The following is a 26966-nucleotide window of genomic DNA, read 5'->3' on the forward strand; positions in this document are numbered from 1 at the left end:
TAAGAATAAGAGGTAAATGCGCAAATTTTGGTGCTTCCCAACCGAATGCATCATATAATAATTGATGTAATGCCAATGAAGGTAACCATTCTTCACCACGAATAACGTGGGTTATTTGCATTAAATGGTCATCTACAATATTAGCTAGGTGATAGGTTGGCATGCCATCACTTTTAAATAGAATTTTATCGTCTAAGACATTAGTGTCTATAGAAATATCACCACGTATAATATCTTTTAGTTGTAAGGTTTCATCCTGAGGTGATTTAAATCTAACCACATAGTGCTCTCTTGCTTCAAGCCTTGAATTTGTTTCTTCTTCAGTTAGCACTAAAGAGTTAACTAAACGACCTTTTTCACGATTGTGCCAATTATATATAAAGGTCTTACCTTTTGCCTCATGATCTTTTCTGTGTGCATCCAATTCTTCTGCGGTATCGAAGGCATAATATGCTTTACCTTCTGCTATTAACTGGTCTGCGTATTGTTTGTAAAGGTGTTTACGCTCACTTTGTCTATAGGGACCAAACGTTTCATTTTTATCAGGACCTTCATCAAAAGGAATACCACACCAATTTAAAGCGTTTACAATATAATTTTCAGCTCCTTCAACATAACGATTTTGGTCAGTATCCTCTATTCTTAACACAAAATCACCACCATGCTTTTTGGCGAATAGATAATTAAATAAAGCGGTTCTTACACCACCTATATGTAAAGGTCCTGTTGGACTTGGTGCAAAGCGCACACGTACATGTTTAGACATAGCTGATAAACTTCAAAGTTTGTCATCCTGAACTTGTTTCAAGATCTCGCGCAAAGATAGGATTATCACGACTATCTTAATAGGAAGATATAAGGATATTTGTGGCTAAAATTAAAACCAACTAGAGATAGCAAAGAAAAGTATCATAATAACAGACACTACTGCAAATGCTTGAAAAAATAATTTTGCAAATGACCAGAAGCCCGATTCTAATACTTCAGGATTAAATCGTTTAAAAAAGCGCTCACCAAAGTAGATTGCAAACTTGTTGAAGAAAAGCCAGTAAATTGTGACCAATGACAGAATGCTAATTGTCTCTATTATTTTTTTAGAAAAGCTCAAAATTAAATGACCATTTCCTCGGGCACACGCTTATTCATAATACTAAACCAAAGTGGAGGTACCATAGACAACACCATAGAAGTAGGATAGCCGTATGGCATTTGTGGACTTTCATCATGACAATCTAAAACTTGGTATTTTTTTGTGGATTTGAAATGATGATCACTGTGCCTAGTTAATTCGTATAATACAATACGGCCCACAACATGGTTTGAGTTCCAGGAGTGCATTTCTTTAACACGCTCATAACGCCCAGACTTGGTTTTGAGTCTTAGTAGGCCATAATGCTCAATGTAATTAACCGTTTCAAGTAATAAAAAGCCCACGACTCCAGCAGAAAAAGCAAATAGCAATGCTTTTGAGCCAAGTAGAAGACCAATAATCGTTAGGTAAGCAATTTGAATGACGGTATACCAAAACATATCATTTTTAACTGAGAAAAATGAATTGTCATTATTCCGCAACAGTTTTGTTTGAATGCGCCATGCATTAAAGTATTGTCTAACTGTTGAGGTTATCCAGAATGAGTAAACGGTTTGATTATATCGTGCGGTTGCGGGATCTTCTGGTGTCGCAGCATGTAAATGATGGCCATGATTATGTTCGATATAAAAGTGCATATACATGGATGGGAGTAGTAGAGCTTTACCAATAAATCGTTCGTTTGTAGATTGTCTGTGACCTAATTCGTGAGCGACATTAATACCATTTACACCTAACACAATCCCTACCGAAACTATAAGACCGATAAACTCGTATGTTTCTAGCGTTTGTGTTGTAACACTTTTTAAGGCGTACCAAATAAGACCGAAAACAATAGGTAGGTTGAAGTACAACAACCAATCAAAAACTTTTCGTTTTAGTTTACTGTCAACCTCATGATCTTTGAGATTATTGTTATCAATTGGAAAAATTAATTCTAAAATCGGAATGCAAACAAAAGCAAATATTGGAGTGGCCCAAACCCAATAATTTTGGAGAGTTAACCCCAAAAAAGCTGTTATTGGAATAGAAAAAGCAGCAAGATACTTAAAGTCTTTCATAGTTTGAGGACGTATTTAACAGTTAAAGTCCCTAAATTAACAGAATCTTACCAAATTTAGGGAAAAGACAGTTAAAATAAAATTGTAGCTTAGTCAGTTAATACATGTGATGAGCAATTTTGAAGCTATAAAAAGTAAGTTACAAGAGTTCATAAAAAAGTACTACACTAATGAACTTTTAAAAGGTGCTATTCTATTTTTCGCCATTGGTTTGCTGTACCTTATCGTCACCTTGTTTATAGAATACATGCTTTGGCTTAGTTCAACAGCGCGAACCTTCTTATTTTGGGTTTTTGTAGTTTTTGAGTTAGCCTTATTCATTAAGTTTATTGCACTGCCGCTGGCACAATTATTCAATCTCAGAAAAGGAATTAACCACCAAACTGCTTCAAAACTTATCGGTTCACATTTTCCTGAGGTCAATGATAAATTATTAAATGTGCTGCAACTTAATCAAAGTACAGAACAGTCGGATCTATTAATAGCCAGTATAGAACAAAAGTCTAGAGAGCTACAACCAGTTCCGTTTAAATCAGCTATTAATTTTAAGTCCAATGTTAAGTATTTAAAGTATGCAGCAATTCCAGTAGTAATTCTCTTCGTGTCTTATATCACTGGTAAAATAAATTGGTTTAGCGACAGCTATGAACGTGTTGTTAATTATCAGACCGCATATGAACCTCCTGCGCCATTTCAGTTTTTTGTTCTGAATGAATCTCTAGAGGCCATTGAAGGGAAAGACTTTAAATTAAATGTTTCTACGGCTGGTGATGTTATTCCAGAAAACGCTCAAATTCAATTTAATGGTCAATCCTTTTATTTACAGCAATTAGCCCCAGGTGAATTTCAGTACACATTTAGTTTACCAAAGGAAAGTATCGATTTTACGTTGTCGGCAAATGATGTTAATTCAAAAACTTATAAGCTTAACGTGGTTAATACGCCAAACTTGGTGAATTTTGAAATGGCTTTAGATTACCCATCATATACAAGAAAGCAAGATGAGGTTTTAAAAAGTACAGGATCAGCTATTGTGCCTGAAGGCACTAAAGTTACTTGGAAAGCACTTACTAAATCTACAAATGAAGTTAATATTTATGCTAATGACACACTCCCGTTTTTGCAAAATGAAGACGGTATATTCGAAGCAACAAAGCGTCTTTACAATAATTATAGCTACAGTATTTCTACAAGCAATGAAGCTTTAAAAGATTATGAAAATCTAGCCTATAATATTAGTGTGGTTAAAGATCTTAGTCCTGAGTTAGATGTTAAGGTTCAAAAAGATTCTATAGATCAAAAGAGCTTATATTTCTATGGACAAGCCAGCGATGATTTTGGACTAACAAAGCTAAACCTTGTTTATTATCCTGTAGATGATGAAACAAAAAAAGTAGCGTCTCCAATAACAATTTCAAAATCAAATTTCAGTGAGTTCGTTAGTGCATTTCCAAACCAATTTGATTTAGAAGACGGTGTTAGCTACCAATTATATTTCGAGGTGTTTGATAATGATGCTTTACATAATTATAAGCGGACAAAAAGTACTGTGTTTAGTTATAGAAAGCTGACAAAAGAGGAAGAAGAACAAAAACAACTACAGGAGCAAAATGAAACGATTAAAGATATAGGGAATACATTTGAAAAGCTTCAAGAGCAAGACAAGAAACTCGAAGAATTTTCAAAAACTCAAAAGGAGAAATCAGAATTAAATTTTAACGACAAAAAGAAATTTGAAGACTTCTTAAAACGTCAGAAGCAACAAGAGCAACTGATGAAAAATTTCAACAAAAAACTTCAAGACAATTTAGAAGAGTTTCAAGAGGAAAAGAAAGAAGATCAGTTTAAAGAAGATTTAAAGGAGCGCTTAAAAGAAAATGAAGAGCAGTTAAAGCAAGATGAAAAACTTTTAGAGGAACTTGAAGAATTAAAAGACAAAATAAATAAAGAAGAGTTTACACAGAAGCTTGAGGAATTAGCAAAACAGAATAAGAATAAGAAGCGCAGTATGAAACAGCTTCTTGAATTAACGAAACGCTTTTATGTAATGAAAAAAGCGGAGAAGATTGCTAACCAACTAGAAGACCTATCTAAAAAGCAAGAAGCGCTTTCTAATAAGCTTAAAGAAAACACAAAGGAGAACCAAGATGAGTTAAATAAAGAATTTGAAAAGCTTCAAAAAGATATAGAAGATCTAAAACAAGAGGACAGGCGTTTGCAAAAACCTATGAAAGTACCTGTGGATGAATATTTGGAGGACGGTGTTAAGTTTGATCAAAAAGAGGCAAAAGAGGCTTTAGAGAATAAAGAAAAGAGTGATCAAAAGCAAGACTTGCAGCAAAGCCAAGAGCAACTTCAAAAAGCCCAAGAGAAACAAAAGAAAGCCGCAAAGAAGATGAAGCAAATGAGCGAAAAGATGATGCAGATGATGTCTGGTGGAGGTGGAGGCGGCGGAGATCAAATGTCTGAAGATATTGAGACGTTGCGCCAGATATTGGAGAATCTTTTACTCTATTCCTTTGATCAAGAGGAGCTTATGAATATGTTTGAAGTAATTGACATTAACAATAATAAGTATGGTAATTATATTATTGAGCAAAGTAATCTCAGAGAGCACTTTGAACATATTGATGATAGTTTGTTTGCATTGTCTTTGCGTCAACCAAAGATTTCTGAGAAGGTAAATTCTCAAATCACTGAGGTTTATTTTAACATAGATAAAGCCTTAGATCAGTTAACCGAAAATCGTTTGTATCAAGGAGTTTCCTCACAGCAATATGCAATTACAGCGAGTAATGAACTGGCAAGCTTTTTAAGTGACGTATTAGATAATATGGAAATGTCTATGAATCCTTCTCCAGGATCAGGAAGTGGTGGTGGTCAGCAATTGCCTGATATAATTATGAGCCAAGAAGAGCTTAATAAGCAAATGGAGGAAGGGGTCAAAAAGAATGAAGAAGGCAAGGAAGGTCAGGACGGTGAAAAAGGCAAGGGGGAACAAGAAGGTGAGCAAGGAGAGGATGGCGAGAAAGGTAAAGGAGAAAAGGCAGGTGAACAAGGTCAACAAGGTCAAGAAGGCGAGAATGGTGAATCAGGAGAACAAAGTGGAAAAGGAGGACAGAATGGAGGTGAGGGCCAACAAAACGGAGACGGAGATGAAAATGGCGAAGGGAATAACGGAAAACAAGATAAAAATGGTTCAGATGGTGGTGACGGGAAAGAAGATTCTAGAGATGGATATGGCGAAGGCGGAAGTGAAGAACAAAATGCTGAGTTATTTAAAATTTATCAAAGGCAACAACAGTTGCGTCAGGCATTAGAAGACCGATTTGCTAAAGAAGGTAATATTGAGTCTGCTGGCGAATTAATTAAACAAATGGAAGAGGTTGAATTGGACTTGTTGAATTATGGCTTCACTAATCAGACGTTACAAAAAATGATGGATTTACAACACCAATTACTTAAATTAGAGAATGCTACTTTTATGCAAGGTCAAGATACGAGGCGAGAGTCTGAAACTAATAAAGAGCAGTTCGATAATTCAAATCCAAGTCAAATCCCAACAGCTAAACAATATTTCAATACTACAGAAATTTTAAATCGTCAAGCACTACCTTTGCAGAATCATTTAAAGAAAAAGATTCAAGAGTATTTTAAAAAGACGAATGATAAGTTTTAATTATGAAATTGACTTTGAACTAAAGAATTCTGAGGAAGTAAAGTCATGGATTTCAAAAGTTATTTTAGAGGAAAAGTGTAACGAAGGAGATATTAATTATATCTTTTGTAGTGATGAATATTTACATAAAATCAATGTAAAGTTTTTGAATCATGACACCTTAACAGATATCATCAGCTTTGATTATTCTATAGGAAAAGAATTGCATGGCGATATCTATATTTCAGTTGATCGCGTAACAGAAAATGCATCTGACTATGGCATCAATTTTATTGACGAATTAGATCGTGTCATCATCCACGGTATTTTACATTACTGTGGGTACAAGGATAAAACTAATGATGATGAATTATTGATGCGTTCAAAGGAGGATTACTATCTATCTATCCGTTAGTTAATCTTTAATTTACATAGTATATTTGCAAATTGAATTTCAGGAATTAACCATTGTTCCACGTGGAACATAAGTAATAGTATTATGTTTAGTGATGTCTATGATGTGATTGTTGTTGGTGCAGGCCATGCGGGTAGTGAAGCTGCTGCTGCTGCTGCCAACATGGGAAGTAAGACATTGTTGATTACAATGAATCTACAAAACATTGCACAAATGTCTTGTAATCCGGCAATGGGTGGAATTGCTAAAGGACAAATTGTTAGAGAGATTGATGCGCTCGGTGGTTACAGTGGTATTGTATCTGATACTTCTGCTATTCAGTTTAAAATGCTAAACAAATCTAAAGGACCAGCAATGTGGAGTCCTAGATGTCAATCTGACCGTATGCGTTTTGCTGAAGACTGGAGATTGCTATTAGAGCAAACTCCTAATCTCGATTTTTATCAAGAAATGGTGTCTGGTTTACTTATCGATAAGGATAAGATTGTTGGTGTAAAAACATCATTAGGAATTGAGATAAAATCAAACACTGTCGTCCTAACAAACGGTACTTTTTTAAATGGTTTGATTCATATTGGTGATAAAAATTTTGGTGGAGGTAGAGCGGGAGAAAGAGCAGCTACAGGAATAACAGAAGAACTTATTGCTAGAGGATTTGATTCTGGAAGAATGAAAACAGGGACACCTCCTCGAGTGGACGGTAGGTCCTTAGACTATACCGTAATGATTGAGCAACCAGGAGATGATAATCCTGAAAAATTTAGTTATCTCGATATTACAAACCCTCTTAAAGAACAACGCTCCTGTTACATGACGTATACAAGCCCTGAAGTTCATGATTTGCTACGTGAAGGGTTCGATCGTTCTCCAATGTTTAATGGAAGAATTAAAAGTGTGGGGCCGCGATACTGTCCTTCAATAGAAGATAAAATCAATCGTTTTGCAGATAAAGAAAAGCATCAATTATTTGTTGAACCTGAAGGTTGGAATACGGTCGAGGTTTATGTAAATGGGTTTTCTACATCTTTACCAGAAGATGTTCAATATAATGCATTGCGTTCTGTTAAGGGATTCGAAAATGTAAAATTTTTTAGACCCGGATATGCCATTGAGTATGATTATTTTCCACCAACACAGCTGAAGCACACTCTTGAAACGAAATTAGTTGAAGGCTTGTTTTTTGCTGGTCAGATTAATGGAACAACTGGTTATGAAGAGGCAGCATCTCAAGGATTAATGGCTGGTATTAATGCGAGCTTAAAGGTTCAAGAACGAGATGCGTTTACTTTAAAAAGAGATGAAGCATACATTGGAGTTCTTATAGATGATTTGATCACTAAAGGTACTGAGGAACCCTATAGAATGTTTACTTCACGAGCTGAGTATAGAACACTTTTGCGTCAAGACAATGCCGATTTTAGATTAACTCCTAAAGGTTATGAACTTGGATTAGCAAGTGAAAAACGCTTAAGACGAATGGAAGAAAAGCAATCAAAGTCTGATGCTTTTGTTCAGTTTTTTAAAGACACGAGTGTTAAGCCAGATGAGATAAACCCAATTTTAGAAGCCAAGAATTCTGCAAAAGTAAAGCAGCAAGACAAAATGTTTAAACTTTATGCAAGGCCAAATATTACCATTGAAGATATGCAAAAAGTATCTTCAGTAAGTGCTTATATAGCGGCTAATAATTTGGATATGGAAGTTGTTGAGCAAACAGAAATCCAAGTTAAATATGCTGGATATATAGAGAAGGAAAAGAATAATGCAGACAAACTAAATCGTTTAGAAAACTTGAAAATCCCATCCAATTTTGATTATTCAAAGTTGAAGTCAATGAGCATGGAAGCAAGGCAAAAGTTATCCGAAATACAACCAGTAACCATATCTCAAGCGTCAAGAATAAGTGGTGTTTCACCAAATGATATTTCTGTATTATTAGTGTATTTGGGTAGATAAATTTAATGTTCCACGTGGAACAAAAATCTAATACGTTGTTGTTTTTAAATACCAGATTACAATTTTTATGAATGATAAATCCATATTTCTTTCTTTAAAAGATCATTCTGTTTCTGGTGAAAGTTTTCAATTACGCTATAACGAAGACTTAGATATGTTAGAGACATATCCTCAACCTGAAGAAAAACGTTTATCAGAATATTATAAAAGTGAAGATTATATTTCGCACACTGACACCAAAAGAAATCTTTTAGAACGTCTTTATCATTTAGTAAGGAGGGTCTCTTTAAAACGCAAATTGAAATTAATAAACACATTCAATTCTGAAGAAAAGCTATTGTTGGATATTGGATGCGGTACAGGTGATTTTTTACAAGTGGCCCAACAAGATGGTTGGAGTGTTACGGGAATTGAACCGGACGATAGTGCAAGGCAAATTGCAAATTCAAAAACAGATAACTCTGTCTTTAATATTTCTTATTTAGACGAGTTAGCAGAGAACAGTTTTGATGTAATCACGTTATGGCATGTTTTAGAACATTTGCCGAATCTCGAGACGCACATTCAACGTTTTAAGCATCTTTTAAAACCTAATGGAACTTTAATAATTGCCGTTCCAAATTTTAAAAGTTATGATGCACAGCTGTATAAAAACTATTGGGCTGCTTACGATGTTCCAAGGCATCTTTGGCATTTTTCTAAACTCTCCATTCAGAGACTTTTTAAAAATGTTAGATTGGAGTTGGTGAAAACTTTACCTATGAAGTTTGACGCTTATTATGTATGTCTACTTTCAGAGAAGTATAAATCTGGTTGGATGAACCCTTTTAAAGCTTTTTGGTTTGGTTACCTTTCGAATCGCAAAGCTCAAACATCAAAACAGTACTCTTCGCACATTTATGTGTTAAAATACCAAAATAATTAATTAAAAGACGTCTGGTCGATTTGTAGCAACATAGAGAGGGAATCAGCACAACAAAATACAATCATCTCTTAAATCGCTTTATTTGACCTTCATTTTAATTGCTTTTAAATATATCAACTCTAATACCCTATAGATTTTGTCTATAGTTTAAATTTTAGGGTAAACACAAGTTAACTTTTTTACATTTGCAAAAATTTAATTAACGAACACCATGAGAAAAATATTCACGTCCTTAACTGTTTTAGTTGCTTTTATGTCTTGCCAAGAACAAGATAAAGTTGCTTTTATCGATAACGGAAAAGTTATTAATGATTATCAAATGAAAATTGATGTAGAGGATCAGTTTAAAGTTAAAGATGAAGCGTTTAAGAAAAGAACAGATAGTATTGGGCAGGCATTTCAGATTGAAGCACAGGCATTTAATCTTGCCGCCTCAAAAATGTCTAAGAAAGCGCAACAAGAAAAATACCAAGAACTAGGACAAAAACAACAAGTTCTTCAACAACAAATTCAATATGAGCAGCAGATGATGCAACAAGAGTTTAATGTTGAAATGGACTCTGTAATTTCAAAGGTTAACGATTTTGTTGCGGATTATGGTAAGAAAAATGGCTACACATTTATTTTTGGTAAAAATCAAGCAGGAAGTGTAATATATGGAGCAGAAGCAAAAGATATTACTGAGGTTGTAACTAAAGCTATTAATGAAGACTATGCAGCAAATAAAGACTCAGATAAAAAAGCATCTGATTCTAAAACCTCAAAAGAGACCGAGAATGATGTTACGGATTCTTAAAATAAGAGGATCTAAAAATTAAAAAAGTCAAGCTTAAGCTTGACTTTTTTTATGCAGTAAACGTGTTAATTTAATGGACAAATCTGTAAGAATTATCTTAGAGCTGCCATTGCGTTCAATGTGGTAGATAGCGTCTTGTAAATGCTGTGAAATTTCAAGAATATTAGAATCGTGAACAAATGGCGCAAATTTTTCAAGTTTAAAATTTTCCTCGGTTGGCTCAAGATAAACTAATTGTTCTGCCTTATAATTTAAAAGCAGCGCTTGTCTAAAATAGTTTAAACAAAAGACCAAAAACTTCTTTTGGGTTTCACGTCCAGTTTTGGCGATTTCTTCCGCCCATGAAATGAGATCATGAATAGCACTTTTATTACCCTTAGCTTTAAAGGCTGATCGCACCCATAAGATAAACCACTTTTCAAACTGAATATCCTCACTATCTTGATAAATTAAATCGCAAGCCTTATTAAAGTTACCATTAGATTGATGCGCTATTTTTGAAGCTACAGATGCTTCAACCTGATATTTTGTAATTAAGGCTTCTGTGATGGTATCTTCTGGAAGTGGGGGAAAATGTAGAATTTGACATCTTGAAAGAATCGTATTTATGATTTGTTCTTCATCTTCGGCAATTAAAACAAATACAGTTTTTTCAGGTGGTTCTTCAATGAGTTTTAAAAGTTTATTCGCTGCAGGAGTATTTAATTTTTCTGCCATCCATATAATCATCACTTTATAACCCCCTTCATAAGATTTTAAAGTGAGTGTTTTTACAATCTCATGAGCTTCATCTACACCAATTTGCCCTTGCTTATTATCTACTCCTAAAAGCTTATACCAATCAAATAGATTTCCATAAGGTTGTTGATCTAAAAGTTGTCGCCATTCTTCTAAATAAAAACTAGAAACAGGTTTGCTTTTTACTTTATCGCTTGTGGTTACTGGAAAAGCAAAATGTAAATCGGGGTGAGAGAAATTTTTAAACTTTAAATTACAAGAGTCATTGCCTCCAGTATTTTCTCCATTTACATTACTACAAAGTAGATATTGCGCATAGGCTAGCGCCATTGGTAATGCACCAGAACCCTCAGGACCTACAAATAATTGAGCATGCGCAATTCTTCCTTTATCAACACTCGTTGTGAGATGATTTTTAATATGCGATTGACCTAAAACTTCTGAAAAAAGCATAAGGCAAAACTAGACAAATTTTTATGGTTTCGAGCTATATTAATTTTCATCTTGTCAAATGCAGTTTATGCACTTATATTTGTTATTCAAATTTTTTAAAATGAAGACAATAAACGATTTCGATTTTAATAATAAAAGGGCTTTAATCCGAGTTGATTTTAATGTGCCTTTGAATGCTAATTTTGAAGTAACTGATGCTACAAGAATTAATTCTGCTAAACCTACAATTATTAAAATTTTAGAAGATGGAGGAAGTTGTGTTTTGATGTCTCACCTTGGGAGACCTAAAGGAGTGCAAGATGAATTTTCGTTAAAGCATATTATTTCTAAAATTGAAAGTGTTCTTGGAGTTGAAGTTAAGTTTGCCAACGACTGTGTGGGTAAGGAAGCTGAAGAGAAGGCAGGAGCTCTGCAACCTGGTGAAATATTGTTGCTAGAGAACTTACGTTTTCATGATAAGGAAAAACAAGGCGATGTTCAATTCGCAGAACAACTTTCGAAATTGGGTGATATTTATGTTAATGACGCCTTTGGTACTGCACATCGTGCGCATGCCTCTACAACAATAGTAGCTAAATTTTTCCCACAATCTAAATGTTTTGGTCATCTTTTAGCTAAAGAAATTGAAAGTATAGATAAAGTTTTGAATAATAGTGAAAAACCTGTTTTGGCAGTTTTGGGCGGGGCAAAAGTATCTTCAAAAATTACGGTTATTGAAAATATATTAGATAAGGTAGAACACCTTATTATTGGAGGAGGAATGACCTTTACATTTATTAAAGCCCAAGGAGGAAACATAGGAGACTCTATTTGTGAAGATGATAAAATGGATTTAGCGCTAGACATTTTAAAACAAGCAGAATCTAAAGGTGTGAAGATTCACTTACCGGTGGATGTTATTGCTGCAGATGCCTTTAATAATGAAGCAAATATTCAAGTTTGTGATGTTTATCACATTCCCGATGGCTGGCAAGGCTTAGATGCTGGACCGAGATCTTTAGCAAACTTTGATGCTGTTGTTAATGAGTGCAGAACTATTCTATGGAATGGACCATTAGGAGTATTTGAGATGGACACCTTCTCAAAAGGAACGATTTCTCTTGGCGACTCTATTGCCAATTCTACCAAAAATGGGGCTTTTTCACTTGTTGGTGGTGGTGATTCTGTTGCCGCTGTTAAACAATTTGGATTTGACAATAAAGTGAGCTACGTGAGTACTGGTGGTGGTGCTATGCTAGAAAGTCTTGAAGGAAAAACACTTCCTGGTATAGCTGCAATATTAGATTAAATTTATAAAAAGCACTATTTTCTAAGATTTGAGCGTTTTTATAAGTGCATTTAAATGAATTTAATGAATAATAGAATATTTTTATCAGTATTGTGCTTCGCAATGCTCTCAATTACTTTTGGTCAAAGCCCTTCGGGTTCTCTTGTTAAGAAGAAAGATTCACTAATCGATGGTAAGTCCGTAATTGGGAATAAATCAATTCCTGCCGAGTTAGATTCATTGGGAATTAAAAACTTAGAAGATTTACCCGAAGCTGCCGAATTAGATAAAAAGTGGCTGGAAGAATTATATAGTACGTCCTTATTTGACACCATTTATAAGTCTGTATCTGAATTGACGTATGAGCCGGTTGATTATCCAGAACTTACAACCGACACATTAAAGGCAAGATTAGCGCGTTTAAATGCTAAAACCCCTTTTAACGTCGAGTACAATGCGTCGTTAGAGAGTGTAATTAAACGATACTTAAAACACAGACGAAAGTCTATGGAACGCTTAATGGGTTTAAGCCATTTTTACTTTCCGATGTTTGAGCAGGAATTTGACAATTACAATATCCCTCTCGAAATGAAATATTTGTCCATAGTCGAATCTGCCTTAAAACCAAGAGCAAGATCTCGCGTGGGAGCCACAGGTTTATGGCAGTTTATGTTTACCACAGGGAAGGAGTATAAATTAGACGTAAGTAGCTATGTAGATGAGCGTAGTGACCCAATAGAATCAACAACAGCGGCAGCACAATATTTATCAAAATTGTATAAAATATTTGGGGATTGGGACTTAGCTTTAGCAGCATATAATTCTGGACCTGGAAATGTAAACAAGGCCATTAGACGATCGGGAGGTTATCAGAATTATTGGAATATAAGACCACATTTACCTCGAGAAACAGCAGGTTATGTGCCAGCTTTTTTAGCAACAATGTACATATTTGAATTTGCCGAGGAACATGGTTTTAAACCAGAGCAACCGCCGTTTCAACATGTCCAGACTGATACGGTTCATGTAAAACAAATGATTTCTTTAGATCAAATTTCAGAAACAACAGGAGTAAATATTGAAGAGCTACAGTTTTTGAATCCGTCCTATAAATTGGATATAATTCCTAAGGTGGAAGGCAAAACGTACGTTTTAAGATTGCCACGTGAGGCTATTGGAATATTTACCTCAAATGAAGACAAAATCTATGCTTTTGCCAAGGCAGAATTTAATAAACGCGAAAAACCTCTTCCTCAATTAGTTGATACAGATGTAAGAATTCGGTACCGAGTAAAAAGTGGCGATTATTTAGGGAAAATTGCAAGGCGATATGGTGTAAGAGTTAGCCAAATAAAACGTTGGAATGGTTTAAGGAGTAACAATCTTAGAATTGGCCAAAGGCTAACCATTTATCCTAGAAATCCTGTTGTTACCACAAAACCAAAAGCAACTAAAAAGATTATTAATTCCGAAGGAAAACAAACCTATAATGTACAATCCGGTGATTCTCTTTGGAGCATAGCTCAAAAATTTTCTGGAGTTTCTGTCCAAAATCTTAAAGATTGGAACGATATTAGTGGTACAAAACTTAAAATAGGAATGACACTAATCGTGTCAGAGTAATAAACCAGCATAAAATAAAATTATGAGAGTATTATATATTATGATCTTCTGTGTGCTAATTATGGCTTGCGGAGAGTCTAAAAAAGAAGACAATACATTATACTTACCTGAGTCTAATGGTAATCTTAATAGTATTTCTGTTGTTATTGATAATACGCTTTGGGATGGAGCTGTTGGAGAACGTATAAGAAATATTTTTGCAGCGCCAATTATAGGGCTACCTGTTGATGAACCAATATTTAAATTAAGACAAATTCCTCCTCAAGTTTTTGACGGATTCGCTACGCGTAGTAGAATAGTATTAAAAATAGAAAAAGGGGATTTAGAGGTAATCACTAAAATTGGAAATGATGTTTTTGCCAAACCACAAACTGTAGCTGTCGTTGCAGGAAAGACAAATGAAGATATCATTACACAATTAAAAGAAAGTAAAGCCAAGATTATTAATGCCTTTAATAAAGAAGAGGTTAAAGAGAAACAAAGAAGAATAAACCTAGATTTATTAAACGTAAAAAGTATAAAGGATAAAATGGGCTTTGCAGTCAATATTCCTGCGGTCTATAGAATTGCAAAAGCAGATGACGATTTTTTTTGGTTACGAAAGAACTTAAGCAATTCCAAAACCATTGAAATTATGTTTTATGAGGTGCCGATGGAAGCAATTTCAATAGGAGATAGCACAATCGTTGATATCATTAATGTGCGTAATAAAATCACTAAAACTAAGATTCCAGGAGAGGACGGCATTTATATGGCTGTTGAAGATGCTTATGCACCAGGATTGTTTAAAACTATAATAGACAACAAACCAACTTATGAGGTTAGAGGGCTATGGGAAATGAAAGGCTATACAATGGCCGGACCGTTTATTACCTATGCCATAGAAGATAAAATTAATGGGCGTTACTTAATGGCAGATGGTTATGTATATGCGCCTTCATTAAATAAAAGTGAATATGTCTTTGAATTGGAATCAATGATTAAATCCATACAAATAGAGTAATAAAAAAGCCAACTCAACGAGTTGGCTTTTTCTATATTATAATCTATTAAAACTATTCCTTTTCTTTAAGGTCTTTCGTTTCTTCTTTACTTGCGTCTTTAAATTCTTTAATTCCACTGCCTAATCCTCTCATTAATTCTGGAATTTTTTTACCACCGAATAATAGTAAAACAACAACTACAATTAGAATTATTTGAGGTGCTCCTATAGCCAATTGGACAATACTTAAGCTCATAATCTTTAATTTAGATGACAAAGTTAATAATTATACTTTAAATACAACGTTTAAAGAGCAACTTTAGCACTTAGCCATATGCCTATCTCGCTATTTTGGTTAATTTTGTTTTAATGGCAAAAAAAGAGAAAAAAGAAAAGAAATTTGCTAAAAAGCTCCTTCATAAGTACCGCCTGGTCATACTTAATGAGGATACTTTTGAGGAACGATTTGCAATAAAATTAACACGGCTCAATGTGTTTGTGTTGACATCACTCTCGGCTATAATTTTGGTGTTTTTTACAACAATTTTAATCGCTTTTACACCACTAAGAGAATACATACCCGGATATTCGTCTGCCAAGCTTAAAAAACAAGCTTCAATGCTTAATTATAAAACAGACTCTCTAGTGCAAGAATTAGAATTGAACAAACGCTATTACGCCTCGATTAGAAACGTATTAACAGGTGATGTTTCTGAGGTTGAATTTAATAGGGATTCAATTATTAAAGCAACACAAGATGAAATTGAGATATTAGAATTAACTACCAATAGGGAAGATTCATTACTTAGAGAGAAAGTTGAAAAGGAAGATAAATACAATTTATTCGAAGAAGCCAATCAAAATAATTTCATATTGTTTCCTCCTGTGAATGGAACAATATCCGAAGGTTATAATATCGAAGAAAAGCATTTTGCGGTAGACATTGTGGTTGCCTCTGATACGCCTGTGAAGGCAACAGCTGACGGCACGGTGATTTTTGCTGAATGGACCATCGAAACAGGGTATGTTGTTATTATTGAGCATAGTCAGGAATTGATTTCTGTTTATAAACACAATTCAACCATAACAAAATCTCAGGGTGATTTAGTAAAAGCAGGTGAAGTTATTGCTATGTCTGGTAATACAGGTGAGTTAAGTACTGGGCCTCATTTACACTTTGAACTTTGGAGTAAAGGTTATCCAGTCAATCCAACTAATTTTATTGATTTCCAATAATGCCATCATTAAAAGAAGCACTTTCCAAACCATTCGCAAAATATGTTGCGAATCAGATTAAGCGTTGGGCGTCCAATCCTATAGAAACACAAAACAAAGTTTTTACGGAATTAATTCGAGACGCAAAATCTACAGCTTTTGGTATAGATCACGGTTTTACTCGTATAAACAGTTATGAAGATTTTAAACAGAGCGTTCCAGTAAGGGATTATGAAGCCTTAAAACCATATATTGATAGAGTCGTAAAAGGTGAGCAAAATATACTCTGGAAGGGAAAACCCATTTACTTTGCCAAAACCTCTGGCACAACCTCTGGATCAAAATACATTCCAATCACAAAAGAAAGCATACCTTCCCATGTTAAGGCCGCAAGAAATGCTATTCTCATGTACATCCATGAAACCGGTAACACAAAATTTGTGGAAGGTAAAATGATATTCCTTCAAGGAAGTCCAATTCTTGAAGAAATGAATGGAATTAAGCTTGGAAGGCTTTCAGGTATTGTAGCACATTACGTACCAAAATATCTTCAAAAAAATAGAATGCCTAGTTTACATACCAATTGTATTGAAGATTGGGAAACGAAAGTAGAAGCTATAGTTGATGAAACTATTAACCAAAATATGACCGTTATATCTGGTATTCCTTCTTGGGTTCAAATGTATTTTGAAAAGTTGATTGAAAAAGATGGTAAGAAGGTGGGTGATCTATTCAAAAATTTCGAACTTTTCATTTTTGGCGGGGTAAATTATGAGCCATATGCTTCAAAGTTTGAAAACTTAATTGGGAGAAAAATTGATAGCATTGAATTATATCCTGCGAGTGAAGGTTTTTTCGCCTTTCAAGATAAACAGAATCAAAAAGGCATGTTATTACAATTAAATTCTGGTATTTTCTATGAATTTATTGTTGCAGATCATTTTTTTCAAGAGAATCCAGAGCGTATTACCATTGAAGATGTAAAACTTGGGATAAATTATGTGATGATTATTTCTACTAATGCGGGATTATGGGCATACAATATTGGTGACACTGTTGAATTTACATCTCTAGCGCCATATAGAGTCATTGTTAGCGGTAGAATTAAGCATTTTATATCAGCTTTTGGAGAACATGTCATAGGAAAAGAAGTGGAGCAAGCACTTAAAGAGGCTATTGAGCAAACAGGCATAAGTGTTAATGAGTTTACAGTTGCACCTCAAATTAATCCAAGTGAAGGATTACCATATCATGAGTGGTTTATAGAGTTTGAAAGGGAACCAAAAAGTCAGCGTGAATTAATAGAAATACTAGAAAAATCGCTTCAAAATCAAAACAGCTACTATTTTGACTTAATTGAAGGTAAAGTATTAAAATCTCTTGTAATTACTAAGGTTAAAAAAGATGGATTCCAAACTTATATGAAATCGATTGGGAAGCTAGGCGGTCAAAACAAAATCCCAAGACTTTCTAATGATAGGAATATTGTGGACGAGCTCTATAATTTAGAGTTAATCAAATAAGGCTATATTTGCTGGTTAAAATAATATATGACTAAAGTTAAAAAGAGACACGAAAGAACACGAGCACAGGAAAGCTCTAGTGCAATTGAACGCATGTACATAACCATGCGCCACTTATTTAATCGAGGATTTTATAAGCCAATGGGTGTTTCTGGTGAAACTTTAAGAGAAGCACTTTTGTTATTAAGACCAGAAATATATGGTTCTGTGGCTGAAGAAAAGGCTGAATTAGAAGGCTTACTTTATGTTATAGATCGATTACCCAAAGGTATTGAAGAGTGTTCCTTTATAAACCTAACTAGTGATGAGGGTTACGCTAATTCTCATTTTAAACCTATTATTCCACCTAAGCGAAGACGTAATTGCTATCGAATTGATGATGAGCAAATGAATATCGAAATTACAAGAGGTCGCTCTGAGATTTACGATATTTTAACCCATTTAACTTTTTTATTCGTAGAGTCGCATAAAATAAGCAAGCGTGTACTTATTGATGACGAGGGTACAACAGTAAGGGATTGGCAGAAATTAGAAAATGCAGTAAAATCTGGTAAGAAACTAACACAAAAGGAAAGAGAAATAGCAATTACGCATACGGCTAATATTTTAGGTAGAACGTTTAACGAGTTAACAGAAGCATATTCAAAATTCGCAACTCAAAATCAGCCAGAGCGCTTTTTACATATCATATATTGGTTGGGTAAATTAGCTATCGAAGAGGTAGTTAAGAGAAGTAAAAGGACCATAACCTTTAGTCCAGTATTAAGAGAACGATTAGGGCATCACATCCATGGCGAAGTTTGGGCAGATAATATTAAATCTGTATTACATAAAAATGGCCTATTAGATAGGCCTATCCATATTATAAGTGCAAATATGCATAGCGTTATGAATTCTATTTTTGCAAAAACATCGTTAAAAGGTGTAGACACAAAAAAAGACATTTTCAAAATATACGAAGCCCTGAGCGATGGAAAAAATGCTGCAATGCGCAATAAAGTTGAAAAAACAGCGTTGCAAAACGGAATGATCTATATAAAAGATTCTTCCGGAACCAACATTGATGTTCAAATTTTTGATACAGATAAAATAGATTTTTCAAAAACGACATTTAATTACTCCAAATCAACCATAGAAAATAAAGCTGTTATTTTTGTTATGGATTATGCTTTTGGTGAGCAGGCTTATGAAACTTTAGATGAATTCTTAAAGCCTATTTCAGTAGATGGTAAAAAGGCACATCTAGATGTTAAGTCAATTTCTATAATGGGAAAGGCAGGAATTCTAGAGGGGGGTAAAGGCGATGTAATGATTCCATCAGCTCATATTTTTGAAGGTACGGCAGATAACTATCCTTTTAAAAATGAGCTAACAAAAAACGATTTAGTAGATTGCGGAGTGGATGTTTATGAGGGTACCATGATTACTGTTTTGGGGACATCTCTTCAGAATAAAGAAATTTTGAAGTTCTTTAAGAATTCAACTTGGAATGTGATTGGACTGGAAATGGAAGGAGCACATTACCAAAAAGCAATCCAAGCAGCTTCAAAAGTTAGGAGCAGTATTAATGAGGATGTAAAAGTAAGGTATGCATATTATGCAAGTGATAACCCACTAGAGACAGGAAGTACTCTTGCATCAGGCGGATTAGGCACTTCAGGGGTTAGACCTACATATGTAATTACAAAAAAAATATTAGAGCAAATTTTTAATTCATAAAAAGTTATGAGTAATAAGGTACCAGAACAATCAAATAACGAAGAGGTAGATTTAATTATAGTATTTAGACTTATTGGAAGAGCATTTAGTAAACTATTCAAAGCCATTGGCAGGTTTTTTCATTTTATTTTCAGAATCGTTATCCATGCGTTAAAACCTTTGGTTGAAAACTTTAAACTCATCTCAGTAATTTTAATTGTAGCTGCTTTAGTTGGGTATTTTGTAGAAAAATTTAAAGGACCTGTTTATAGTTCTAGTATGCTCGTAAAACCCTATTACGATTCAGAATACCAGCTTACGACAAAAGTAAATTATTTTAATTCTTTAATTGGATCTGGGAACTACAAAGAACTTTCTGAAATTTTTGAGATTGATAGTTCGACAACAGCTAAGCAAATCATAGGGTTCGAAATTGAAATTGGTCCAGAGACCCAATATGATTTGATCAGAGAATATGATGGATATATGCGGTCTATTGATAGTACTTTAGTTCTTGAAATGACTTATAACGACTTTTTGGCAAAAAGAGACATTCTTGCAGGTACGATTTTTTCTATTACTGCCAAAGCAACAGAAAATAATATTTTTCCTAGTTTAGAAAAAGGATTTGTAAAGACATTTGAAAATGAGTATTCTAAAAAATTAAAAGCGAAAACAGATTCCGTTCGTCGCGTTAAAAAGCAAACATTTCTACAAGAATTAGAAAGAGTACAAGATATTCAAGAAACTTATCTTGAAATTAAAAAGAATGAATCGAGTAAGGGAGAAGCTACTTATGCAGGTGGTATTATTCCGTTAGCTCAAGAGAAAACAAAAACTAGCGAATATGAGTTATTTCAAGAAGAACTAAGGATAAGAGGAGCAATAAGAACAATTGATGAGCAACTTTTAAATGAAAATGAATATTATGATATTCTTTCACGATTTGACGAAGTAGGTACTATACAATCCTCAATTTTTAATAAGTATACCTTTATTTTTCCAGCAGTGATTTTTGTCTTAATGGTTTTCACTTACGCACTTTTTAGAGTTTTTACATTTATTAAAGAATATGAATAATATGCATTCAATTTTAATCACAGGTGGTGCTGGATTTATAGGTTCTCATCTTGTAAGACGTTTTGTTCAAAGATATCCCAACTATAAAATCTATAATTTAGATGCATTAACCTATGCTGGCAATTTGGAGAATTTAAAAGATATTGAATCATATCCAAATTATAAATTTATTAAGGGTGATATTACAGATGGACATTTTATAAGCCAAATCTTTGAAACCTATAAATTCACGCACGTCATACATCTTGCTGCTGAATCTCATGTTGATAGATCTATAAAAGACCCTTTATCCTTTGTTAAAACAAATGTTATTGGAACTGTAACCTTATTGAATGCATTCAAAGAACTGTGGAGCTCAAACTTTACAGATAAACTCTTCTATCATGTAAGCACTGATGAAGTTTACGGAACTCTTGGTGATACAGGATTTTTTACCGAAAACACAGCATATGATCCCAATTCACCGTACTCAGCATCTAAAGCGAGCTCAGATCATTTTGTTAGGGCATATGGTGAAACCTACGGTTTACCATATGTTATTACAAATTGCTCTAATAATTACGGACAAAATCAATTTCCTGAAAAACTAATACCTTTGTTTATTAATAATATCATTAACAAAATGCCTCTTCCTGTTTATGGTGATGGAAATTACACTAGAGATTGGCTTTATGTAATCGATCATGCAGTAGCAATTGACACCGTTTTTCATAAAGGTAAGCTTTCTGAAACCTACAATATTGGTGGATTCAACGAATGGAAGAATATAGATTTAGTTAGGCTACTATGTCGACAAATGGATGAAAGACTGGGAAATAAAGAAAACTCTTCAGAAGAGTTGATAACTTTCGTCAAGGATAGACCTGGCCATGATTTAAGATATGCTATAGACGCAACTAAAATAAAAGAGGAGTTGGGCTGGTCACCATCAGTAACATTTGAAGAAGGTTTATCTAAAACTATAGATTGGTATTTGAATAATTCAGAATGGCTTAATAGTGTCACAAGTGGCGATTATCTTAGTTACTACCAGAACCAATACGAAAAAATATGAAAGGAATTATATTAGCTGGTGGATCGGGCACAAGACTGCATCCGCTTACATTATCGGTAAGTAAGCAATTGATGCCAGTATATGACAAACCAATGATATACTATCCGCTATCTACTTTGATGTATTCTGGGATTAGAGAAGTTCTAATCATATCTACACCAAAAGACCTACCGCTATTTGAAGATCTTCTTGGTGACGGTTCAAAATATGGCTGCAGGTTCGGATATGCTGTTCAGGAAGCTCCAAATGGTCTAGCAGAAGCCTTTTTAATTGGTGAGCACTTTATTGGAGATGACAAAGTCGCTCTTATTTTAGGGGATAATATTTTTTATGGAACAGGATTGTCTAAATTACTACAAAGCAATAATGATCCAAATGGAGGTGTAATATATGCATACCGTGTCCATGACCCTGAGCGATATGGGGTTGTTGAATTTGACGATAAAGGTCAAGTTTTATCCATAGAAGAGAAGCCTGAAAACCCAAAATCAAATTATGCGGTACCGGGAATTTATTTTTATGATAACGAAGTTGTAAGAATCGCAAAAAGTATTAGGCCGAGTAAAAGAGGTGAATTAGAAATAACAGATGTAAACAGGATCTATTTAAATGAAAACAAGCTCAATGTTAGTATTTTAGATAGAGGAACAGCGTGGCTTGACACAGGCACATTTGATTCTTTAATGCAGGCATCTCAATTTGTTGAAGTTATAGAAAACAGACAAGGCTTAAAAATTGGCTCAATTGAAGCTGCAGCATTTGAAATGAATTATATTTCAGAAAACCAGTTTAAAGATTTAGCAAGACCTTTATTAAAGAGTGGCTACGGAAAGAATTTATTAGGATTATTACAAGAAAAAGAATGAATTTTAATCAAACTGATTTAGAGGATTGTTTTATAATCGAACCGCGAGTGTTTGAGGATAAAAGAGGGTATTTTTACGAGTCTTTTAATTACAGATTATTTGAAAATTACTTAGGATCAAGCATAAACTTTGTTCAAGATAACGAATCCTTCTCTCAAAAGGGTGTTTTAAGAGGATTACATTTTCAAACTGGTGAATTTGCCCAAGCTAAATTAGTAAGAGTTATTAAGGGCGAAGTACTTGATGTAGTTGTTGATTGTAGAGTGAATTCTAAAACATTTGGGCACCATATATCTGTTATTTTGAATGAGGATAATAAACGTCAATTATTTGTGCCGAGAGGCTTTGCTCACGGTTTCGTAACCTTATCAGAAGTGGCAATATTTGCTTATAAATGTGATAATTATTATAACAGAAATTCTGAAGGTGGTATTATATTTAATGATGAAGAACTTTGTATAGATTGGAAACTTCCTAAGGAAGAATTAATAATTTCAGAAAAGGATTTAGTACTTCCAACTTTTAAGGAACTTCAAATATGACAAACATTCTAGTCACGGGCGGTAATGGTCAGTTAGGTAATTGTCTTAAAGACTTATCAGAAGAATTATCCTCTCAGTATAATTTTATCTTTAAATCTTCGGAAGAACTGGATATAACAGATTTTTCATCTTTAACGTCCTTTTTCGAATCAAATAATTTGAATTACTGCATTAATTGTGCGGCTTATACTAATGTTGATCAAGCAGAAGACGACAAAGCACTGGCAACTTCGGTCAATGTAAATGGGGTGGAAAATCTATCTAAATGTTGTGCCGGTAATGGTACTGTTTTAATTCACATATCAACTGATTTTGTGTTTGATGGTGAATCTTCTAATCCTTATCTCGAAAAGGATGAAACCAACCCTATAAATCATTATGGCAGCTCTAAATTACTCGGTGAGGATATGGTTTTAAGTTATTGCGAGAAGCACTTTATTTTCAGGACGTCTTGGCTTTATTCTGAACATAACAACAATTTCATGAAGACAATGCTTAAATTATCTAAAATAAAAGATAGTTTAAATGTAGTCTGGGACCAAATAGGTACTCCTACTTATGCAAAAGATTTATCAAAATTAATTTTGAAGATTATTCAAAATAAAATGGACAATTTCGGCTTATACCATTTTAGTAACGAAGGAGTAGCAAGTTGGTATGACTTTGCTTATGCAATTTTTGTAGAGACGGAAAGTGAAATTAAGTTACTGCCAATTAACACGTCGGAATATCCAACTCGTGCAGTAAGACCTCATTTTAGCGTACTTGATAAATCAAAAGTTAAACAAGCCTTTGGAGTTGAAATTCCACATTGGCGATTAAGCCTAAAGGTGGCATTAAAAAACTTTCAAAAGTTGAATTAAAATATAGAATTAGAGAAATATATGGTTGGCATAATTGACAATAAAAATTTAACCCTTGCAGTTAAAGCTGCGGTGGAAGCAGGTAGTGTTATTATGGACGTCTACAATACCGCCTTCAGTGTTGAAATAAAAGACGATAAATCTCCTTTAACAGAGGCAGATAAAAAAGCAAATGATGTAATTAACTCATTTCTGAAAGAAACATCATTCCCAATTATAAGTGAGGAAAATAAGCAAATCCAATTTGACGAAAGAAAAAATTGGGAAACGTGTTGGGTTGTTGATCCTGTAGACGGAACAAAAGAATTTATCAAACGAAATGGTGAGTTTACGGTTAATATTGCACTCGTTCAAAGTGGGAAACCACAATTAGGTATAATATATGTCCCTGTATCTAAAACTTTATACATTGGCGATGTTGAGAATAGTTTAGGATATAAAGCTGAACTTAACCAACATGATTCAACATTAAATAGAATTAAAGCACTTTTAAAGCCACTTAGGCCAAAAAAGCGTGACTCAGATACTGTTCAAGTGGTTGGCAGCCGTTCTCATATGAGTTCAGAAACATTAGATTTTATTGAAACTTTAAAAGTACAAGGAAAATCTGTGGAAGTTGTTTCTAAAGGAAGTTCGTTAAAATTTTGTTTGGTTGCAGAGGGTAATGCTGATATATACCCACGTTTTGCTCCTACAATGGAATGGGATACAGCTGCAGGACAGGCAATTTGTAATGCCGTTGGAATTAATGTAATTTCCAAAGCAACAGATAAATCGCTGTTGTATAATAAAGAAAATTTGTTGAATCCTTGGTTTATTGTATCAAGGTTTAGTTAAAATGGTCACTTACTCTAAAGAATCTCGGATTAGAAGCCTTTTAAAAGGGGTGTCATGGCGTATTGTAGCTACTACAGACACCATTTTTGTAGTGCTTTTAATTACATGTTTAAAGGGTAACTGTAGCATTGATAACGCTATAAAAATTGGCGCTATAGAATTTCTTATAAAGTTTATAGTGTATTATGGGCACGAAAGAATTTGGCAAAAAATCCTATTGAATAAAGTCGTATCTCAAGCTCAGACATTACGAAAAACCATTTCTTGGCGTATCATTGCTACTTTAATGACTTTTATAATTTCAGGGTCTGTATTAGAGACTTTTGATGAAATAGCCTTATCTATTGCATTTACAGAATTATTTACGAAATTCGTACTATATTATTTACATGAAAGACTGTGGTTAAAATTACCTCTGGGTAGAATTAGGCAGATTTTTTACAAGAACAAAGAGTAATATGTCAGATCATATAATTCCGCATAGCTATCAGGTTTCAATTAGTCATAGGAAAACCCTCAATGGACACAACTCTTTACTGTTGTGGTTTACAGGACTCTCAGGTTCAGGTAAATCAACAATAGCAAATGTAGTTGAACGAAAATTATTCGACTTAGGAATAAAAACATATACTTTAGACGGCGATAATATAAGGAAAGGCCTAAATAAAAATCTTAGTTTTTCCCCTGAAGACAGGGCTGAAAATATCAGAAGGATAGCAGAGACTGCTAACTTAATGATTGATGCTGGGATAGTAGTTTTGGGGGCATTTGTTTCTCCCTATAAAAAAGATAGACAAAATATAAAGGCGATTGTTACAGAAGTTAATTTTGTGGAGATTTATGTAAATACGAGCATAAAAGAATGTGAACGTAGAGATGTTAAAGGACTCTATAAAAAGGCAAGGGCAGGTGAGATTAAAAATATGACAGGTATTTCTGCTCCTTATGAAGCCCCTGAGAATCCGGATATAGAAATTAAAACAGAAAGAGAAACGGTAGAAGATGCTGCGCAGCGAATAGTTGAATATATAATACCAAAAATCAAACTCCAAAATGAGTAAATATTATTTAAATTATTTAGATGAATTAGAAAGTGAAGCAATATTTGTTTTACGTGAAGTATGGGCACAATTTGATAATCCAGTTATTTTATTCTCAGGAGGGAAAGATTCTATATTAGTGACACACTTGGCCAAAAAAGCCTTTTATCCTGCGAAAATACCGTTTCCACTTATGCACGTGGATACTGGCCATAATTTCCCTGAGACTATTGCTTTTAGAGATGACATAATTAAAGAGTTAGATGCGCAACTTATAGTTGGATCAGTGCAAGAATCTATTGATGAAGGTCGTGTTGCTGAGGAGAAAGGGAAAAATGCAACTAGAAATGCACTTCAAATTACTACTCTATTAGATGCGATAGAAGCAAATAAAATTGATTGTGCTATTGGAGGCGGAAGACGAGATGAGGAAAAAGCAAGAGCTAAAGAGCGTTTTTTCTCTCATAGAGATGACTTTGGTCAGTGGGATCCAAAAAACCAACGTCCTGAGCTTTGGAATATATTTAATGGTAAGCACTTTGAAGGTGAGCACTTTAGGGCATTTCCAATAAGTAATTGGACCGAAATGGATGTTTGGAATTATATAAAGAGAGAAAATATTGCTATTCCATCACTATATTTTGCGCATGAGAGAGAAGTTGTTTGGAGACAGGATAGTTGGATACCAAATTCAGAATTTTTAGTACTCGAAGACCATGAAAAAATAATAACTAAGAAAGTTAGATTTAGAACACTTGGAGATATTACAATTACTGGAGGTATAGAATCGGATGCAGATTCATTAGAAAAAATAGCTGCTGAGGTCTCTGGTATGCGTCAAACGGAGCGCGGTAACCGAAGTGATGACAAACGTTCTGAATCAGCAATGGAAGACAGAAAACGACAAGGGTATTTTTAAAAGAGAGAAACATGTTAGACCATAATCAATTATTAAGATTTACGACAGCGGGCAGCGTAGATGACGGAAAAAGTACATTAATAGGGCGTCTGTTGTATGATTCCAAATCAATTTTCGAAGACCAATTGCAAGCTATTGAAAATACAAGTAAAAAGAAAGGCCATGATGGGGTTGATTTAGCCTTGTTTACAGACGGGTTGAGAGACGAAAGAGAACAAGGTATAACCATAGATGTTGCTTACAGATACTTTGCAACTCCTAAAAGAAAATTTATTATTGCCGATACACCAGGTCATATTCAATATACAAGGAATATGGTTACAGGCTCTTCAACATCTAACTTGTCAATTATTTTAGTTGATGCT

General features: G+C 34.1%; 25 protein-coding genes. 21 read left to right on the plus strand and 4 right to left on the minus strand.

Going from position 1 to position 26966, the window contains the following annotated elements:
• Both gltX and HRU49_RS08810 read right to left on the minus strand, forming a co-directional pair.
• A partial coding sequence (gene gltX / locus HRU49_RS08805; protein WP_296356258.1) for a glutamate--tRNA ligase occupies positions 1 to 766 on the minus strand: 766 nt, incomplete at its 3' end.
• Between the two features lie 344 nt (positions 767 to 1110).
• Entirely contained in the window at positions 1111 to 2151 is a 1041-nt protein-coding gene (locus tag HRU49_RS08810) for an alkane 1-monooxygenase (protein WP_296356260.1), read from the minus strand.
• A 109-nt stretch (positions 2152 to 2260) separates the two neighbouring features.
• Here HRU49_RS08810 and HRU49_RS08815 point away from each other — a divergent pair, with 109 nt between their 5' ends.
• The 5 genes from HRU49_RS08815 (at position 2261) to HRU49_RS08835 (ending at position 9901) form a co-directional block, all read left to right on the plus strand.
• A complete protein-coding gene (locus HRU49_RS08815) occupies positions 2261 to 5830 on the plus strand; it encodes a DUF4175 family protein (RefSeq protein ID WP_296356263.1) in 3570 nt (1189 codons plus the stop codon).
• Complete coding sequence (gene ybeY, locus HRU49_RS08820) at positions 5817 to 6224, plus strand: rRNA maturation RNase YbeY (RefSeq protein WP_296356266.1); 408 nt, start codon at positions 5817 to 5819, stop codon at positions 6222 to 6224. Before HRU49_RS08815 ends, ybeY begins: the two co-directional genes overlap by 14 nt.
• A gap of 84 nt (positions 6225 to 6308) precedes the next feature.
• Positions 6309 to 8180, plus strand: a complete 1872-nt coding sequence (gene mnmG, locus HRU49_RS08825) for a tRNA uridine-5-carboxymethylaminomethyl(34) synthesis enzyme MnmG (RefSeq protein ID WP_296356268.1) — start codon at positions 6309 to 6311, stop codon at positions 8178 to 8180.
• A gap of 67 nt (positions 8181 to 8247) precedes the next feature.
• Positions 8248 to 9105, plus strand: a complete 858-nt coding sequence (locus tag HRU49_RS08830) for a class I SAM-dependent methyltransferase (RefSeq protein ID WP_296356270.1) — start codon at positions 8248 to 8250, stop codon at positions 9103 to 9105.
• A gap of 211 nt (positions 9106 to 9316) precedes the next feature.
• A complete protein-coding gene (locus tag HRU49_RS08835) occupies positions 9317 to 9901 on the plus strand; it encodes an OmpH family outer membrane protein (RefSeq protein ID WP_296356272.1) in 585 nt (194 codons plus the stop codon).
• Positions 9902 to 9934: 33 nt separating this feature from the next.
• Here the strand turns inward: HRU49_RS08835 and HRU49_RS08840 are convergent, their stop codons facing one another.
• Entirely contained in the window at positions 9935 to 11092 is a 1158-nt protein-coding gene (locus HRU49_RS08840) for a DNA polymerase III subunit delta' (RefSeq protein ID WP_296356274.1), read from the minus strand.
• A gap of 100 nt (positions 11093 to 11192) precedes the next feature.
• On the opposite strand from HRU49_RS08840, the gene HRU49_RS08845 reads away from it, so the two are divergent.
• The 3 genes from HRU49_RS08845 to HRU49_RS08855 all read left to right on the plus strand — a co-directional run bounded on the left by HRU49_RS08845 (position 11193) and on the right by HRU49_RS08855 (position 14985).
• Positions 11193 to 12380: a phosphoglycerate kinase gene (locus tag HRU49_RS08845; protein WP_296356276.1), complete on the plus strand. Its 1188-nt coding sequence runs from the start codon at positions 11193 to 11195 to the stop codon at positions 12378 to 12380.
• Positions 12381 to 12443: 63 nt separating this feature from the next.
• Complete coding sequence (locus HRU49_RS08850) at positions 12444 to 13982, plus strand: lytic transglycosylase domain-containing protein (RefSeq protein ID WP_296356278.1); 1539 nt, start codon at positions 12444 to 12446, stop codon at positions 13980 to 13982.
• Positions 13983 to 14004: 22 nt separating this feature from the next.
• Positions 14005 to 14985: a DUF4837 family protein gene (locus HRU49_RS08855; protein WP_296356280.1), complete on the plus strand. Its 981-nt coding sequence runs from the start codon at positions 14005 to 14007 to the stop codon at positions 14983 to 14985.
• 52 nt (positions 14986 to 15037) lie between these two features.
• Here HRU49_RS08855 and tatA read toward each other — a convergent pair whose 3' ends face one another.
• Entirely contained in the window at positions 15038 to 15220 is a 183-nt protein-coding gene (tatA, locus tag HRU49_RS08860; RefSeq protein ID WP_296356282.1) for a twin-arginine translocase TatA/TatE family subunit, read from the minus strand.
• Between the two features lie 113 nt (positions 15221 to 15333).
• On the opposite strand from tatA, the gene HRU49_RS08865 reads away from it, so the two are divergent.
• From HRU49_RS08865 to HRU49_RS08925, 13 genes are all read left to right on the plus strand, one after another.
• Positions 15334 to 16200, plus strand: a complete 867-nt coding sequence (locus HRU49_RS08865; protein WP_296356284.1) for a M23 family metallopeptidase — start codon at positions 15334 to 15336, stop codon at positions 16198 to 16200.
• Positions 16200 to 17702, plus strand: a complete 1503-nt coding sequence (locus HRU49_RS08870) for a GH3 auxin-responsive promoter family protein (RefSeq protein ID WP_296356286.1) — start codon at positions 16200 to 16202, stop codon at positions 17700 to 17702. The genes HRU49_RS08865 and HRU49_RS08870 overlap by 1 nt, the downstream gene beginning before the upstream one ends.
• Before the next feature lie 27 nt (positions 17703 to 17729).
• Positions 17730 to 19421, plus strand: coding sequence for a hypothetical protein (locus HRU49_RS08875; protein ID WP_296356287.1), 1692 nt, complete (start codon positions 17730 to 17732; stop codon positions 19419 to 19421).
• Between the two features lie 6 nt (positions 19422 to 19427).
• Positions 19428 to 20480, plus strand: coding sequence for a hypothetical protein (locus HRU49_RS08880; protein WP_296356289.1), 1053 nt, complete (start codon positions 19428 to 19430; stop codon positions 20478 to 20480).
• A 1-nt stretch (position 20481) separates the two neighbouring features.
• Entirely contained in the window at positions 20482 to 21534 is a 1053-nt protein-coding gene (rfbB, locus tag HRU49_RS08885) for a dTDP-glucose 4,6-dehydratase (protein ID WP_296356291.1), read from the plus strand.
• Positions 21531 to 22400, plus strand: coding sequence for a glucose-1-phosphate thymidylyltransferase RfbA (gene rfbA / locus HRU49_RS08890; protein WP_296356293.1), 870 nt, complete (start codon positions 21531 to 21533; stop codon positions 22398 to 22400). Before rfbB ends, rfbA begins: the two co-directional genes overlap by 4 nt.
• Positions 22397 to 22942, plus strand: coding sequence for a dTDP-4-dehydrorhamnose 3,5-epimerase (gene rfbC / locus HRU49_RS08895; RefSeq protein WP_296356294.1), 546 nt, complete (start codon positions 22397 to 22399; stop codon positions 22940 to 22942). Before rfbA ends, rfbC begins: the two co-directional genes overlap by 4 nt.
• Positions 22939 to 23805 (plus strand): dTDP-4-dehydrorhamnose reductase, encoded by an 867-nt coding sequence (gene rfbD, locus HRU49_RS08900; RefSeq protein ID WP_296356297.1) that lies wholly within the window; start codon positions 22939 to 22941, stop codon positions 23803 to 23805. Before rfbC ends, rfbD begins: the two co-directional genes overlap by 4 nt.
• Positions 23806 to 23826: 21 nt before the next feature.
• A complete protein-coding gene (gene cysQ / locus HRU49_RS08905) occupies positions 23827 to 24642 on the plus strand; it encodes a 3'(2'),5'-bisphosphate nucleotidase CysQ (protein ID WP_296356298.1) in 816 nt (271 codons plus the stop codon).
• A 1-nt stretch (position 24643) separates the two neighbouring features.
• Complete coding sequence (locus HRU49_RS08910; protein ID WP_296356300.1) at positions 24644 to 25099, plus strand: DUF2061 domain-containing protein; 456 nt, start codon at positions 24644 to 24646, stop codon at positions 25097 to 25099.
• 1 nt (position 25100) lies between these two features.
• Entirely contained in the window at positions 25101 to 25703 is a 603-nt protein-coding gene (gene cysC, locus HRU49_RS08915) for an adenylyl-sulfate kinase (RefSeq protein WP_296356302.1), read from the plus strand.
• Positions 25696 to 26601: a sulfate adenylyltransferase subunit CysD gene (gene cysD, locus HRU49_RS08920; RefSeq protein ID WP_296356304.1), complete on the plus strand. Its 906-nt coding sequence runs from the start codon at positions 25696 to 25698 to the stop codon at positions 26599 to 26601. Before cysC ends, cysD begins: the two co-directional genes overlap by 8 nt.
• 11 nt (positions 26602 to 26612) lie before the next feature.
• The coding region (locus tag HRU49_RS08925) for a GTP-binding protein (protein ID WP_296356307.1) at positions 26613 to 26966 on the plus strand (354 nt) is incomplete at its 3' end.

This window comes from Winogradskyella sp., assembly GCF_013213975.1.
GTDB lineage: Bacteria > Bacteroidota > Bacteroidia > Flavobacteriales > Flavobacteriaceae > Winogradskyella.